This is a genomic window from Caballeronia sp. LZ016 (assembly GCF_031450805.1).
Taxonomy (GTDB): domain Bacteria; phylum Pseudomonadota; class Gammaproteobacteria; order Burkholderiales; family Burkholderiaceae; genus Caballeronia.
The window spans coordinates 1,070,266-1,084,962 of sequence record NZ_JARTVY010000002.1 but is presented as its reverse complement, the minus strand read 5'-3'; the positions used below and the strand labels follow the sequence as shown (position 1 = coordinate 1,084,962).

Here is a 14,697-nt window from a genome sequence, read left to right as displayed (position 1 = left end):
GTCGCCGCCTTCGCTCATCGGTCGTGCCGCGCTTTTGTTCAAGGTGGCGCGGTACGAAGGGTCAAAGCAACCCACGTGCCCAAGACGAATCCAGAATTTGTGTCGGCCGAAACAAAAACGCCGCAGGCCCGTGAAAGTGGACGATTGCGGCGTCGGCTGTGCGCTGTCGGGCGCGCGGATGAGACTGTCGTGGCTAACGGCTTAGCGTGCGATCGGAGTCGGTTTCATCGTCCTCGTCATCGTCGTCCTCGACGCGGTTTTGCGCATCCAGAAGATGGCTCTTGAGTTCATCGCGCTCGATCTGATCGGCAAGGTCGAGGGATTTGCGCGTGGCGGGACCGGACGGGCGGTTGGCTCCAGACATGGCGTACTCCTTGAACGGATTTCACAGCCGCGCCATAAACGGCGCGAACCAAGGAACAACGAGGCATGTACACGCCGGGCGATGAAACCGCCTCGAAGGATTGTCGAAGCGGCGCACGTTGCGATCGTTCATGACGGCAGCGTTCAACGCACAAAACGCTGGTTGGGTGATGAAACCGCCGTCCCATTCTTGCAAGCGGAACGGCACATTTTGCGTGGCCGGCGCGTAAGCCAAGTATGCACGGGTCCGGCAGCGAGGCAAAGTGCTTTATCGGATAACAATCGCTCGTCCGGTCACGCAAAATAATGCGCGACGATTGGATACAGCGACAGCACGAGCAGCGCGGCCATCGTCACGTTGAAGGCACGCAGAAGACGTGGACGCGCGAGAAAACGCCGCAGCGACATGCCGAACGCTGCCCACGCAACGATGCACGGCAGCCCGATCACCACGAACACGACGGCCATCAGCGCGGCGTTCAGCGAAAGACTCGCGTGCAGATGGATGGTCGTGGCGGCGGTGAGCACCATCATCCACGCTTTCGGATTGACCCACTGAAACGCAAGCGCTTCATGAAACCGCATCGGGCGGCGCTCGCCGTTGCGCATCTGCACCGACGACGACGTCGCGATCTTCCATGCGAGATAGAGCAGATAAACGACGCTGGCCGTTTCGAGCGCCGGATAAAGCCACGGCAGGCGATCGAACGCTTGCGCGAGACCCAGCCCCACCGCGAGCATCAGCAAGGCGACGCCCGCGCTGATGCCGAGGACATGTGGCACCGTGCGCCGCAGTCCGAAATTGACACCCGACGCGAGCAGCATCGTGTTGTTCGGACCCGGCGTGATGCTCGTCACGAGCACGAAGAGCGCGGCGGCGGGCAGGGCGTTGAGAAGGTCGGAAGGCATGGCGCAGTTCGCAAGGTGAGTCGATTGCGGCCAGTTTAAGCGTTGGAATCTGTACAGTACCGGTACACCTCGACGCAAGGCTTCCGGTACGGCACGACGCGCGAATCACACGGGGAACGGGTTTCGCTCCGCGAATCCTTCCTGATGCCAGTACGGATAAGCCGGCCTCACCTTGCTTGCCTCGTCGAGCCGCTTCACCTGATCGGCTGTCAGGTTCCAGCCGACGGCGCCCAGGTTCTGCCGCAACTGCTCTTCGTTGCGCGCGCCGATCAGCACCGTCGCGACAGTCGGACGCTGCAGCAGCCAGTTCAACGCGATCTGCGGCACCGTCTTGCCCGTTTCCTCGGCGATGGCATCGAGCGCATCGACCACGCGGTACAAATGCTCATCGGGCACGGGCGGCCCCATGTCGGCGGTCTTATGCAGGCGGCTGGAATCGGGCAGCGGCTGGCCGCGCCGAATCTTGCCGGTCAGGCGTCCCCATCCGAGCGGACTCCATACGACCGCGCCGACGCCCTGATCGATCCCGAGCGGCATCAGTTCCCACTCGTAGTCGCGGCCGATGAGCGAGTAGTACGTCTGATTGGCGACATAGCGCGGATAGCCGTAACGGTCGGCCACGTCGAGCGATTTCTGCAGATGCCAGCCCGAGAAATTCGATACCCCCGTATAGCGGATTTTCCCCGCGCGCACGAGATCGTCGAGCGTGGAAAGCGTCTCTTCGACGGGCGTTTTCGCATCGAAGCCATGCAACTGGAAGAGATCGATGTAATCGGTCTGCAGGCGCTTCAACGCATCGTTGACCGCGTTGATGAGATGGAAGCGCGATGAGCCGACGCTGTTAGGTTCGTCGGTATCGAAACGAAAGGTGGCTTTCGTCGAGATGATGGCCTTGTCGCGCCGGCCCTTGAGCGCCTCGCCGAGAATGGACTCCGATGCGCCGCGCGAGTAGATGTCGGCGGTGTCGAACATGGTGACGCCTGCATCGAGACAGATGTCGATGAGCTGACGCGCTTCGCTTACATCGGTCTGCCCCCACGCCTGGAAGAACTCACCCTTGCCGCCGAACGTGCCGGTGCCGAAGCTCAGTACGGGCACCTTGAATCCCGAAGCACCTAGATGTCGATATTCCATGGCATGTCCTCTCTATGATGGTCGTTGGTATCGATGACGAGACTACCGCAACGGCCGCATGCGTGCAGAACCGGCATCGGCGCACGGGCACGTTGCTTGCAAACCCCTGACGCACATGTCGCGGCGCGCTGCGGCATGCAGGCCAACATGACGGAGAGCGCTTGAACGAGACTGCCATGCGCGACGCCCGCGCCAACGCGATGACCACGGACAAACGCGACGAATCCTTCTTCGAGCCGGGACGCAACTGCGCGAGCGTGCGTCACGCGGATCGCTTCAGCATGCTCATCGACGGCTCCGACTATTTTCGCGTGCTGCGCGAGGCGATCACGCGTGCGGAGCGCACGGTGTTCATCCTCGGCTGGGATATCGACAGCCGCATGAAGCTCACGCCGGAAGGTTCGAACGACGGCTATCCCGAAGCGCTCGGCGACTTCCTGCACGCGATAGCAGCCGAAAAGCGCCGCCTGCGCATCTACATCCTCGCGTGGGACTTCGCGATGCTCTACGCGTTCGAACGCGAATGGCTGCCGGTCTACAAGATGGGCTGGCGCACGCATCGGCGCATCGCGTTTCAGATGGACGGCAAGCATCCGCTCGGCGGCTCGCAGCATCAGAAGCTCGTCGTGATCGATGATCGCCTCGCATTCGTCGGCGGTCTCGATCTCACGCGTTCGCGCTGGGACACGCCCGCTCATGCGCCCGACGATCCGCATCGACGTGACGCGAACGGCGCGAAGTATCAGCCGTTCCATGATGTCCACACGATGTTCGATGGCGACGCTGCCCGCGAGATCGGTCAGCTTGCGCGCGAACGCTGGTCGCGCGCATGCGGCCGGCGCCTCGCTATCCGCGCGCATCGCGTGGCGCTGCAGAACGATCCGTGGCCGCCTTCGCGCGCCGTCGATGTGGAAGACGTGCAGCTCGCGATCTCGCTCACGGAGCCCGCGTATCTCGGCCGGCCCGCCGTGCAGCAGATCCGCACGCAATATCTCGATGCGATCGCGCGCGCGCGGCGCAGCATCTACATCGAGAATCAGTACTTCACGTCGGGCACCATCGGCGCGGCGCTGTCCGATTCCCTCGAGCGCGAAGACGGGCCCGATCTCACCATCGTCGTGCCGCGCAATCAGAGCGGCTGGCTGCAGGAAGTGACGATGGGCGTGCTGCGCGCGCGTCTCCACAAGCTCCTGAAACAGGCGGATCGTCACGGACGTTACCGGCTGCTGTGTCCGACCGTGCCCAATCTGGGCGAAGAGATCGTCAACGTGCATAGCAAGCTGATGATCGTCGACGACGAACTGCTGATCGTCGGCTCCGCGAACCTCAACAATCGCTCGATGGTGCTCGACAGCGAGTGCAACATATCGATCGATGCCGGCGCGGATGCCCGTTTGCGCCGCGCCATCGCGACGATGCGCGACACGCTGCTCGCGGAACATCTTGGCTGCGAAGTGGCGGACATCGTGCGCGAGCGCGATGCGCGCGGCGGCGGTCTGAATGCCGCGATTCAGGCGCTTTCGCGCGATCGCGACGAGCATCGCACGCTGGTGCCGCTCGATCCCGAAGTGTCGCGCGAGCTCGATCAACTCATCCCGCCCGAAGCGCTCGTCGATCCCGAAACGCCGATTGCCGCCGACGAACTCGTCGACCAGTTCGTGCCTGCCGAAAGGACGCGCCCGCTCATCGGCCGCTTCGCGCTGCTCGGCGTGCTCGCATTGCTCGTCGTCGGCGTGGCGGCCGTGTGGCACTGGACGCCGCTCGGCGAATACATCAACGTGAAGTCGCTGACCGAGGCCACGCGGCGCATCGATGCGCTGCCGCTCGCGCCGCTTCTGATCCTGCTCTGCTATGTCGTCGCCGCCGTGATCTCCGTGCCGATCACGCTCTTGATCGCGACGACGGGTCTCGTGTTCGGCGCCGGTTGGGGCAGCGCGTATGCATTCGCCGGCACCATGATCGCCGCTTCCGTTTCGTACATGCTCGGGCAATGGCTCGGCCGCGATGCGGTGCGCAAGCTCGCGGGTGCGCGCGTGAACCGGCTATCGGAGCGCGTGGCGCAGCGGGGCATCGTCGCGGTCGTCGTGCTGCGGCTGTTGCCGGTTGCGCCGTTTTCGATCGTCAATCTGGTGGCCGGTGCATCGCACATTCGCATGCGCGATTTCCTGATCGGCACGCTGCTCGGCATGGGTCCCGGCATCCTGTTGACGGTGGCGTTCGCGCATCAGCTGGTGGCATCGTTGCGCCATCCGACGGTCGGGTCGTTCGCCGTATTGATCGGCATCGGCGCGGTCCTGATCGGCGTGTCGATCCTGCTGCAGCGCTTTCTTGGCCGCCGCAACGACAGCGAAGAGAAGGTGGCGGAAGGCGCGCCGAGCGATGCGGACAAGGCGCGCGCAAGCGACGAAGCGCAGCGCGCGAGCCGTCTGCGCGAGCGCAGCGCGATGCCGCGCGACACGGCGAACGATGACGCATCGTCGCGCAATCATGACGAGGTCAGCTCATGACGTTGATGCACGAGGCCGGAATCGACATCGAAAAACTGAGCGCGACGCGCGTGAAGGAGTTGCGCATCGCGACGTACAACGTGCACGGCGCAGTGGGCATCGACGGCAAGTTCGCGCCGGAACGCATCGCCGGTGTGCTCGCCGAAATGGATGCGGATATCTTCGCGCTGCAGGAGATGCCGCTCGGCGGCAACGGTCATCCCGATGTCCTCGAGATGCTCCAGCGCATGACGGGTCTGCATGCCGTTGCAGGCCCGACGCTCGATACACCGGAGCGCCGCTACGGCAACGCCGTGCTGACACGTTATCCGGTGCGCGCGGTGCGTACGCTCGATCTTTCTTTCCGAAGCCGCGAGCCGCGCGGCGCGCTCGACGCGGACATCGACTGCAACGGCGAACTATGGCGCGTCGTCGCGACGCATCTCGGGCTTGCATCGAGCGAACGCCGCGCGCAGGTCGATCAGGTGCTGCAGAGCTTCGATACGCCCGCGCTTCCGGTGATCCTTCTCGGCGATCTGAACGAGTGGTTCGTCTATGGCCGCACGTTGCGGCGGCTCGTCACGCACTTCCATCGCGCAAGTGCCTTGCGCACGTTTCCGACGCGCTGCCCGCTCTTCGCGCTCGATCGAATCTGGGTGCATCCCGGCGAGCGGCTGATGCGTGTCGACGTGCATCGCACGCGGCTTGCGCGCATCGCATCCGATCACTATCCGCTGATTGCGCATATCGCGCGTCGTGCATCGCGTCACGGATGAAGCGCAGTGCGGTGCATCGAAAGCGCATGCATTGCGCGACGAGCGGCTCGTTTGTCAGTGCGACGCCACGAAAAACCCCTGAAAAAACGATATAAAAACGCAAAAGACTCGCACGAACGCGTCTGGCCTATGTAGAATCCGGCGTTGATACGAACGCATAAGCGCTGACGTATTCCGATATCACTGACCAAAACAGGTAGGAGAAACATGCCGACTTCCGCAAAAACCGCTGCCAAGAAAGCCACGGCCAAGAAGGCCACGGTGAAGACTGCTGCACCGGCAAAGAAAGCAGCATCGAAGGTTGCCGCGAAGAAAGTACCCACCAAGAGCGTCGCCGTGAAGAAGACTGCGGGTGCGCTGTCGCCGATCAAAGACACCTTCACGAAGGCATCGCTCGCAGCGCATCTGGCGGAGCGCGCGGAAGTGGACGTCAAGGCGGTCAAGGCCGTGCTGGTCGCGCTGGAAGACACCATCCTCGGTTCGGTTCACAAGAAGGGCTCGGGCGAATTCACGCTGTCGGGTCTGTTGAAGATTTCCGCGCAAGCGGTGCCGGCGAAGAAGAAGCGCTTCGGCAAGGATCCGTTCACCGGCGAAGAGCGCTGGTTCCCGGCCAAGCCGGCAAGCGTGCGCATCAAGGCACGCGCACTCAAGAAGTTGAAGGACGCCGCGGCCTAAGGTTCGGCTCGAGCTAGAGTTGTTTGGAGAGGCTGGCTTTTCCGGTGGGGGAAGCTGGCCTTTTTGTTTTCTTCGTCGAGAACGTCGGGGCGCTCATAGGACCGTCGCGTGAAGCGCCGGCATGTAAGGAACCCTGATGAACGAGTCCGCTGCAATGCAGGCCGTTGAGCTAGCCAGTCATGCGATACCGCATAAGCGGCCGCAAAGACGGCGCGCGTTCCTATCGCGCTCTGGCCGTCGATGCTGAAAGCACGGCATGTCCTCGCGCTCCTGCCCGGCACACCAGTTCGTGTTAGCCTCTCGTTTTCGCGGCATTTCAACGCCGCGCCCGACTGCGCGGCTCCCGCGCCCCCTGCATCGAACCCCTCGCTCCGCCATGCGCGGGCGATGACATCGCATACCCGACGCCCGACACGAACATGACGTACAGAAGTCCGCAAGTCGCCGAGTTGATGGCGCAAAGAGAATCGCTGGAAAAGGAACTTGCCGAAGCGCGGCGAAAAGAAGAGCGGCTCGCGCTAATAGAGATCGTGCAAAAGATGCGCGAATACGGCATCACGCTGAACGAGCTGTTGGGCCGCAAGCCCGAGACGTCGTCCGCCGCGTCCGATGTCGCCATCAAATACCGCGACCCCGCGAGTGGCGCAACGTGGAGCGGACGCGGTCGCGCGCCGCACTGGATCGCCGGCAAGGACCGCGATGCGTTCCTCGCCAGCCTGCCCGCGAACGGCGCATCGGCACGCATCGGGCAGGCATCGCTGTTCGCGGACGAAGAGTAGAGCGGCCGCAGCGCAACCCACTCTGCGCGAACCCGGCTTACTGCGACAACACCACCTGCGCGATCAATCCCGTGCCGACTGCCACGAGCAGATAGTCTGCTCCCACGCCGACCCATTGGTATCCGCGCGGCGGCTGACGCAAGCCGTGGCCGTGCCAGTCATCGACGACATACTGGCGATTACGATAATCCGCCGACAGCCGGTCGCCCTTGCGCCAGTCGGGATGTCCGCGGTCATGGTCGGCATGTTCCTGCGGGCGCGGCGCGTCGTGACCGTTCATCACCGGCGCACGTCCGGGTGCGCGATCGGGACCATGCCCGTTGCCGTGCTCATTGCCACGATCGTTCCCATGATCCGGCCCGCCATGCGACGGCTGCGCGACACTCGCGCCCGCACCGAAAGCCATGCCGGCGCACAACAGCACCGCGACAATTTGATTCTTCTTCATCAAACACTTCTCCTCGATAGCTGAATTGCGACCGCGATTCCCGACCCACAAAGCCGGTTCGCGCGACCCGCTGCCACTCTACGGGCTGGCCTCCGACAATGCCGTGAGAATGTGTAAGTAACGCTTACTCCGTATTACGCAGTCTCGAGCGAGCCAACCCCGAAGGTTTCAGCGGTCCATACATTCAGCTGAATGCGAACAATAAAAATGTTTTGCTATCGTGAATGGTCTTTCTGGCTCACCATGAAACGATTCGATAAAGCAGGGAGACGGCAATGGAAAGCAGTGCGGACCTCAAGCGTTACGAGCTGTTGATCGGCGGAGAATTCGTCGCGCCGAGCGGCGGAGAATATTCGACGAATCTCGATCCGGCGACCGAGAACGCCATCGCCTACGTGGCGCAGGGCACATCGGCGGATGTCGATCGCGCGGTAGCGGCGGCGCGCGCCGCGTTGAAACCGTGGAACGGTATCCGCGCCGCCGAACGCGGCCGCATCCTGATGCGGCTCGCCGAACTGCTGCGCGAGAATCAGGAAGAGCTCGCCGCGCTCGAAAGTCTCGATGCGGGCAAGCCGATCGCCGGCGTGCAGCGTCAGGACGTGCCCGCCGCCATCGATACGCTGACCTATTACGCCGGCTGGTGCGACAAGATCAACGGACAGGTCGTGCCCGCGCGCCCCGATGCGCTCACCTACACGGTGCGGGAACCGGTCGGCGTGGTCGGGGCCATCGTGCCCTGGAATTTTCCGTTGATGATCGGCATGTGGAAGATCGCGCCCGCACTCGCATGCGGCTGCACGCTGATCGTCAAGCCCGCCGAAATCACGCCGCTTTCCGCGCTGATGGTCGGACGTCTGGCACTCGAAGCGGGCTTGCCGCCGGGCGTGCTCAACATCGTGACGGGAAAAGGCTCGGTCGTCGGCGATGCGCTCGTCGCGCATCCGGGCGTCGACAAGGTCACGTTCACCGGTTCGCCGTCGGTCGGGCGCGGCATTCTGCAGGGCGCGGCGGGCAACTTCAAGCGCGTGACGCTGGAACTCGGCGGCAAATCGGCGAACGTGATTTTCGCGGACGCCAACATCGACAGCGCCGTGCGCGCGACGGCTTCAGGCATCTTCTTCAACGCGGGGCAGGTGTGTTCCGCGGGTTCGCGCGTGCTCGTGCAGCGCGGCGTTTATGACGAGGTCGTCGAACGTCTCGGGCAGCGTGCGCAAAGCATCAAGCTCGGCGATCCGTCGAAGCGCGAAACCAACATGGGTCCGCTCATTTCGGCCAAGCAGATGAAGAGCGTGCTCGATTACGTGGATATCGGCAAGGGCGAGGGCGCATCGCTCGTGACGGGCGGACGGCGGTCGGGCGAGCGCGGCTACTTCGTCGAGCCGACCGTGTTCGCGAACGTCGAGCACGAGATGCGGATCTCGCAAGAAGAGATCTTCGGGCCGGTCGCGAGCGTGATTCCGTTCGACGACGAAGCCGACGCACTGCGCATCGCAAACGGAACCGCGTATAGCCTGGCAGCGGGCGTGTGGAGCGCGGACATCGGGCGGGTGCATCGCATGGCTGCGGAACTGAAGGCGGGCACCGTATGGGTGAATACCTACGGCTATACGGATGTGCGTCTGCCTTGGGGCGGCGCCGGCGATTCGGGCTTTGGCCGCGAGCACGGCGACGTGGCCATCGAGAACTTCACCGAGCCGAAAGCGGTGTGGGTGGCGTTGACGCCGTAAAGGACCGAGGCTTCTCTCGCGGCATGCGTCGCGAGAGGGCTGTGTTGTGGGAGTGCGTACGGAACGGGACTCAACGCAAAAGGGCGGCATAGCCGCCCCTTCGTTTCACTTCAAAGCCAGTAATCAGACCCTCGCGCGCTGTCCTTCCTCATTCCGCGAGCGCCAGAGGCGCGCGCGCTGCGTGCTGTCTTCATACTGCACGGTGTTCTGCCTGCAAGCCTCGATCGTCGAATTCTTGCGCTCGATGATCGCCTGGCAAAGAAACTCCGCGCTATAAGCCGTCAGCAGATGCGGGCAATGCGTGCCGATATACTGCGCGAGCTTTCCATAGTCGCTGTCCGCCGATGCAAGCGATCGATACGTTTGCGCATCCCACCGGAACATCAGGTCGAGTTCTTCGAAAGCAGTATTGAAGGCGCACACTTGCGCCTGAACTTCGCGGTCATCGCTGTGAGTTGAATGGATCATGATCGTCTCCTGTATGGCCGTGGGGCATGTTGGGAGAATAGGCAACCTGATCCATAGACGACAGTTAAACTTTCTTCTGCTATCTATTCGAAAACGCTTATAAGTCGGGTTTTCCCGTCTTCGCGACGATATGCGTGATCGCTTCGATCTGCGCCGCGCCTTCTTCGATGAGAAAATCCTTGAAGGCGAGCGCCACCGGCGGCAGGCGCTTATTGTTCCGATGCACGACGAACCAGTTGAGCATCACGGGAAAACCCTCGATATCGAGCACGGCCAGTTTGCCGACCTGCAGTTCCATGCTGATCGTATGCGCCGATAAAAAACTCACTCCCATTCCGGCAATCACCGCTTGCTTGATCGTCTCTGTGCTTGTGATTTCCATTGCGACGTTGAGATTCGCAAGGCGTCCCGCGAAACCTTCTTCCATCGAATTCCAGGTATCCGAGCCGCGCTCGCGAACGATGAACGGCTCATCGGCGAGCGCTTCCAGCGGGAGGTTCTTGCGCCCGACGAGCGGATGATCGGGCGGCGCGACGATCACATATGGATGCGGCGCAAACGATACATTCACGGTATCCATATCGCGCGGCGGCCGAACCATCACCGCGAGATCAGTGAGATTGTCCGTGAGTTGATGCAGCAGTTCTTCGCGATTGTGAACCGCGAGATTGAGCCGGACATCGGTATTACGTTTGGTGAAAGCGGCGAGCAAGCGAGGAAAGAAATAGTCGCCGGCGCTGATCACCGCGACATTGAGCGTGCCGCCCGATATCCCTTTGAGGCGCGCCATCGCATCGTCGGCTTCACGGAACTGCTCGAGAATCGACCTGCTGTAATGGAGCATTTCGTTGCCGGCCGGAGTGAGGTAGATTTTCTTGCCGAGTTGCTCGAAGAGCGGCAAGCCGGCATGTTCCTCCAGTTGCTTGACTTGCGTGGAAACCGCAGGCTGGGTGAGATACAGCTCTTCCGCAGCCCGTGAAAAGCTGAGCCGGCGCGCGACTGTTTCGAAGATTTTCAGTTGACGCAGGGTGGCGTTACGCAGCACGGCGAGCCCTCATCCATTCACGATAGCTAACTTATACAATAAATTTTTTTAACTTTCCCTAATCGTTTTTCTCCCCCACGATGCCTTCACGCCCCTGGGTTTGTAAGCCAGTCGCGAATCGGCAGCACACGAAAGCCTGTAAAGGCTGCTTCAATCATCCGGACTCTATTGGGAATCGCTCGAAATGATTCTTCGATCGCCTGACGCGGATGTTGGCCAGATGTGCAACTTCATCGCCCTCCCCGATGCGCGCCGCCATGCCCGCGCCGCGCGTCCCGAACATCTTCCCTGACCGACCGCCTCGCCCGCTGGCGCACCGCGCCCGCGGTTCTCGCAGTGCATCAGGCGCCGCACGAGCGCCGATAACAGATAACGGAGACAGACATGGCAAGCGCAGACACGGTTGTGTCCGGGCAATCGCACGGGCGTCATCACAACAGGTGGATTCAATTAGCGATCGGCATTGCATGCATGGGCCTCGTCGCGAATCTGCAGTACGCCTGGACCCTTTTCGTCGTGCCCATGGATGCCAAGCATCATTGGGGGCAAGCGGCGATTCAGACGGCTTTCACCATTTTCATCGTCACCGAGACGTGGCTCGTGCCCGTCGAGGGCTGGCTCGTCGATAAATTCGGCCCGCGGCCGGTCGTCATCGGCGGTTCGATCTGCGCCGCGCTCGGCTGGATCATCGACGCGCACGCGACGAGTCTCGCGCATCTTTACATCGCCGCGGTGATTGCGGGTATCGGCGCGGGCTGCGTGTACGGCACGTGCGTCGGCACGGCGCTCAAGTGGTTCCCCGACAAGCGCGGACTCGCTGCGGGCCTGACGGCAGCGGGCTTCGGCGCGGGCGCCGCCGTGACGGTCATCCCGATCTCGAACATGATCCAGAGCTCGGGCTACGAACACGCGTTCATGTTCTTCGGCATCTTCCAGGGCGTGTGCATCTTCTTTCTCGCGTTGCTGCTCGTGCGCCCGAAGCCGCCTGTGAACGTCGTGCCGGCGAAGCGCATCGTGTCGACGAAGATCGATTACACCACCGGCCAGATGGTGCGCTCGCCGCTTTTCTGGGTGCTGTATCTGATGTTCGTGTTTGTCGCGGCGGGCGGTGTCATCGCCACGGCGCAGTTCGGGCCGATCGCGAAGGAATACGGCTTCGCCAAGATGCCGGTCAACCTGCTCGGCGTGACCTTGCCGCTGCTCGCGATGACGCTCTCCATCGACAATCTGTGCAACGGCTTCACGCGTCCGCTATGCGGCTTCATCTCGGACAAGATCGGGCGCGAGAACACGATGTTCATCATCTTTCTCGGTGAAGGCGTCGCGCTGCTCGGACTGATGGAATTCGGTCACAACCCGTATCTCTTCATGCTGTTCGCCGCATTGACCTTCCTCTGCTGGGGCGAGATCTTCTCGATCTTCCCGGCGACCTGCGCGGACACCTTCGGCAGCAAGTACGCGGCAGCGAACGCTGGCACGCTGTACACGGCGAAGGGGACAGCGTCGATGCTGGTGCCGCTTGCTTCGGTGCTGGCCTCGTTCGGATCGTGGAACGCGGTGTTCATCACGGCGGCGGTGACATCGATCGCGGCGGGGCTGTGCGCCAAGTTCGTGCTCGCGCCGATGCGCAAGCGCTGGATCGAGAACACTGTTGCGGAAACGTCGGGCGATGCATCGGTGAATGCGTCGTTTCAGGCGGGCTGGCCGGAAACGTCGCGCAATACGTCGGTTCAGTGAGGACACGGCATGCGCGACCGTCCGCCCGGCTCCGCGCATGCGCCTTCCGTTTCGCTGCACCAGTTGCGGTTGTTCATCACGCTCGCGCGCTATCGAAGTTTCACGCGCGTGGGCGACGAATTCGGCATCACCCAGTCGGCAGTCAGCCGCAGTATTCGAGAACTAGAAGATGAAATTGCGCTGCGGCTGTTCGACCGGACGACGCGCCACGTCACGCTGACCGATACCGGACGCAAGCTCTTGTCGCGCATCGCGCCGCTCGTCGAGGAACTCGAAGCGACGCTGCGGCCGCGCGCGTCGGAATCTGGCGAACCGGGCGTCGTGAACCTCGCGTGCAGTTGCGGCCTGACCGCGAGCGTTCTGCCGCCGCTTTTCGCGTCGTGCCGTGAGCGCCTTCCCGACATCACCGTGGTCCTGATGGACCGCCCGCAAAACGCCGTGCTCCAGCTCGTGCGTTCGGGCGAGGCGGAACTGGGCGTGGTGATCGCGCCGGACAATCTGGACGATCTCGCAAGCGAGCCGCTCTTCGCGGACGGGTTCGCCGCCGTGGTGCATGGGTCGCATCGGCTGGCGGGGGCAGGGCGCGTGGATTGGCAGCAGTTGCGCGGCACGCCGCTCCTTCTTCTCGACGATGACACCGGCAGCCTCGCTGCAATCGAAGCCGCGCTCGCGCGGTACGCGGTAACGGGCGCGGTCCGTCAGCGGCTCGCGCAGTCAGCGGCGGTCGCGCGAATGGCGGAAGCGGGCCTGGGCGTCGGCGTTCTGCCGATGCACGCGCGGAACGCGTGCGAAAGCGACCGCGTGCGTTTCATCCCGCTCGCACCCGACGAATCGCGCACGATCATGCTCGTGCGGCGGCGCGGGCGTGCGCTGCACGCAAGCGCGGCAAGCGTCTGGTGGCACTTCATCGCGTCGTCGACGCATACTCTTATCGCGTCTCAGGCGATCGAAGCCTGAGCGCCAGCTTCTCCCGGTCTTCGTTCCGCAGCGCGCCTCAGGTGCGGGTTTCCGCTCGCTCGATTCGCCTTGTTCGGCCTGCACCTGGCATGTAGTATCTTGTATATCAGCAACTACAAGCATCTAACTCAGGAGACGAACCATGAAAATCTGCGTGTACGGCGCCGGCGCCATCGGCGGTTACATGGGAGCCCAGCTTGCGCGTGCCGGAGCCGATGTGAGCTTCGTGGCGCGCGGGCCGCACCTTGCGGCGATGCAGGCGAACGGCGTGCGCCTCAGGATCGACGGGGAAGAACATACCGTCAAGGTCCGCTGCACGAACAATCCAGCCGAACTCGGGCTGCAGGACTTCGTCATCATCGCGTTGAAGGCGCATTCGGTGCCGGGCGTCGTCGATCTGATGCCGCCGTTGCTCGGCCCCGATACAGCCATCGTCACTGCGGTCAACGGACTGCCCTACTGGTACTTCCACGAGCACGGCGGCGAATTGGCCGGGACGACACTGCAGAGCATCGATCCCGGCGGCCGGCAGTGGAGCGTGTTCGGGCCGGAGCGTGCAATCGGCTGCGTGCTGCTGCCGGCTGCGGAAATTGCGGAGCCGGGCGTTATCGAACATCACTATGGCAAGAAATTTCCGATCGGCGAACCCAGCGGGCAGATCACGCCGCGTCTGCAGGCGCTGCACGACATCATGGTCGCCGCCGACATGGAAGCGCCGATGCGCGACAACATCCGCGACGAAATCTGGCTGAAGCTGTGGGGCAACCTCTGCTTCAATCCGATCAGCGCGCTCACGCACGCCACCCTCGACGTGCTGACGAGCGATCCCGGCACGCGCGCGCTTTCCAGGGCGATGATGCTCGAAGCCAAGGCTATCGGGGACCGGCTCGGCGTCAACTTCCGGGTGGACGTGGAGCGGCGCATCAACGGTGCGGGTGCGGTCGGCGCGCACAAAACCTCGATGCTGATGGACTGCGAAGCCGGCCGCCCGATGGAAATCGATCCGCTCATCACCGTCGTCCAGGAAATCGGGCGCCTCGTGAAAGTCGAGACGCCGATGATTGATGCCGTCCTCGCATTGATCAAATTGCGGGAAGCGGTGAACCAAGGCACGGCGCGTGCACAGCCACTCCCGCAACCGCAGAAAGCGGCATAAACTGCACTCGATGGCCCCAGCGTTGTTTCTAATATGC

General features: G+C 62.9%; 14 protein-coding genes. 8 read left to right on the top strand and 6 right to left on the bottom strand.

Annotated features, from left to right (window positions below; genetic code table 11):
- Positions 1–193: 193 nt before the first annotated feature.
- The 3 genes from P9220_RS18560 to P9220_RS18550 all read right to left on the bottom strand — a co-directional run bounded on the left by P9220_RS18560 (position 194) and on the right by P9220_RS18550 (position 2,406).
- Entirely contained in the window at positions 194–364 is a 171-nt protein-coding gene (locus P9220_RS18560) for a hypothetical protein (RefSeq protein ID WP_309766612.1), read from the bottom strand.
- A 293-nt stretch (positions 365–657) separates the two neighbouring features.
- Entirely contained in the window at positions 658–1,272 is a 615-nt protein-coding gene (locus tag P9220_RS18555) for a LysE family translocator (RefSeq protein WP_309766610.1), read from the bottom strand.
- 105 nt (positions 1,273–1,377) lie between these two features.
- Entirely contained in the window at positions 1,378–2,406 is a 1,029-nt protein-coding gene (locus tag P9220_RS18550; protein ID WP_309766609.1) for an aldo/keto reductase, read from the bottom strand.
- Between the two features lie 176 nt (positions 2,407–2,582).
- Here P9220_RS18550 and P9220_RS18545 point away from each other — a divergent pair, with 176 nt between their 5' ends.
- The 4 genes from P9220_RS18545 to P9220_RS18530 all read left to right on the top strand — a co-directional run bounded on the left by P9220_RS18545 (position 2,583) and on the right by P9220_RS18530 (position 7,122).
- Positions 2,583–4,913 carry a VTT domain-containing protein gene (locus P9220_RS18545; RefSeq protein ID WP_309766831.1) on the top strand — a complete coding sequence of 777 codons (2,331 nt, stop codon included), beginning with the start codon at positions 2,583–2,585 and terminating at the stop codon, positions 4,911–4,913.
- Positions 4,910–5,668, top strand: coding sequence for an endonuclease/exonuclease/phosphatase family protein (locus P9220_RS18540; protein ID WP_309766608.1), 759 nt, complete (start codon positions 4,910–4,912; stop codon positions 5,666–5,668). Before P9220_RS18545 ends, P9220_RS18540 begins: the two co-directional genes overlap by 4 nt.
- A 207-nt stretch (positions 5,669–5,875) precedes the next feature.
- On the top strand, positions 5,876–6,343 hold the full coding sequence (locus tag P9220_RS18535; RefSeq protein ID WP_309766607.1) for an HU family DNA-binding protein: 468 nt from the start codon (positions 5,876–5,878) through the stop codon (positions 6,341–6,343).
- 419 nt (positions 6,344–6,762) lie between these two features.
- Positions 6,763–7,122: an H-NS histone family protein gene (locus P9220_RS18530; protein WP_309766606.1), complete on the top strand. Its 360-nt coding sequence runs from the start codon at positions 6,763–6,765 to the stop codon at positions 7,120–7,122.
- Between the two features lie 37 nt (positions 7,123–7,159).
- On the opposite strand, the gene P9220_RS18525 is transcribed toward P9220_RS18530, so the two are convergent.
- Positions 7,160–7,570: an RcnB family protein gene (locus tag P9220_RS18525; RefSeq protein ID WP_309766605.1), complete on the bottom strand. Its 411-nt coding sequence runs from the start codon at positions 7,568–7,570 to the stop codon at positions 7,160–7,162.
- Positions 7,571–7,845: 275 nt separating this feature from the next.
- On the opposite strand from P9220_RS18525, the gene P9220_RS18520 reads away from it, so the two are divergent.
- Positions 7,846–9,297: an aldehyde dehydrogenase family protein gene (locus P9220_RS18520; RefSeq protein WP_309766604.1), complete on the top strand. Its 1,452-nt coding sequence runs from the start codon at positions 7,846–7,848 to the stop codon at positions 9,295–9,297.
- A 123-nt stretch (positions 9,298–9,420) separates the two neighbouring features.
- Here the strand turns inward: P9220_RS18520 and P9220_RS18515 are convergent, their stop codons facing one another.
- Both P9220_RS18515 and P9220_RS18510 read right to left on the bottom strand, forming a co-directional pair.
- Positions 9,421–9,765 (bottom strand): hypothetical protein, encoded by a 345-nt coding sequence (locus P9220_RS18515; RefSeq protein WP_309766601.1) that lies wholly within the window; start codon positions 9,763–9,765, stop codon positions 9,421–9,423.
- A gap of 97 nt (positions 9,766–9,862) precedes the next feature.
- Complete coding sequence (locus tag P9220_RS18510) at positions 9,863–10,807, bottom strand: LysR family transcriptional regulator (protein ID WP_309766830.1); 945 nt, start codon at positions 10,805–10,807, stop codon at positions 9,863–9,865.
- A gap of 387 nt (positions 10,808–11,194) precedes the next feature.
- On the opposite strand from P9220_RS18510, the gene oxlT reads away from it, so the two are divergent.
- The 3 genes from oxlT (at position 11,195) to P9220_RS18495 (ending at position 14,660) form a co-directional block, all read left to right on the top strand.
- The gene (gene oxlT, locus P9220_RS18505; protein WP_309766600.1) at positions 11,195–12,547 is read left to right on the top strand and encodes an oxalate/formate MFS antiporter; all 1,353 of its coding nucleotides are present in this window, start codon (positions 11,195–11,197) and stop codon (positions 12,545–12,547) included.
- A gap of 9 nt (positions 12,548–12,556) precedes the next feature.
- Positions 12,557–13,504 carry a LysR family transcriptional regulator gene (locus P9220_RS18500; protein WP_309766599.1) on the top strand — a complete coding sequence of 316 codons (948 nt, stop codon included), beginning with the start codon at positions 12,557–12,559 and terminating at the stop codon, positions 13,502–13,504.
- Positions 13,505–13,646: 142 nt separating this feature from the next.
- Positions 13,647–14,660: a 2-dehydropantoate 2-reductase gene (locus P9220_RS18495; RefSeq protein ID WP_309766597.1), complete on the top strand. Its 1,014-nt coding sequence runs from the start codon at positions 13,647–13,649 to the stop codon at positions 14,658–14,660.
- Positions 14,661–14,697 lie beyond the last annotated feature (37 nt).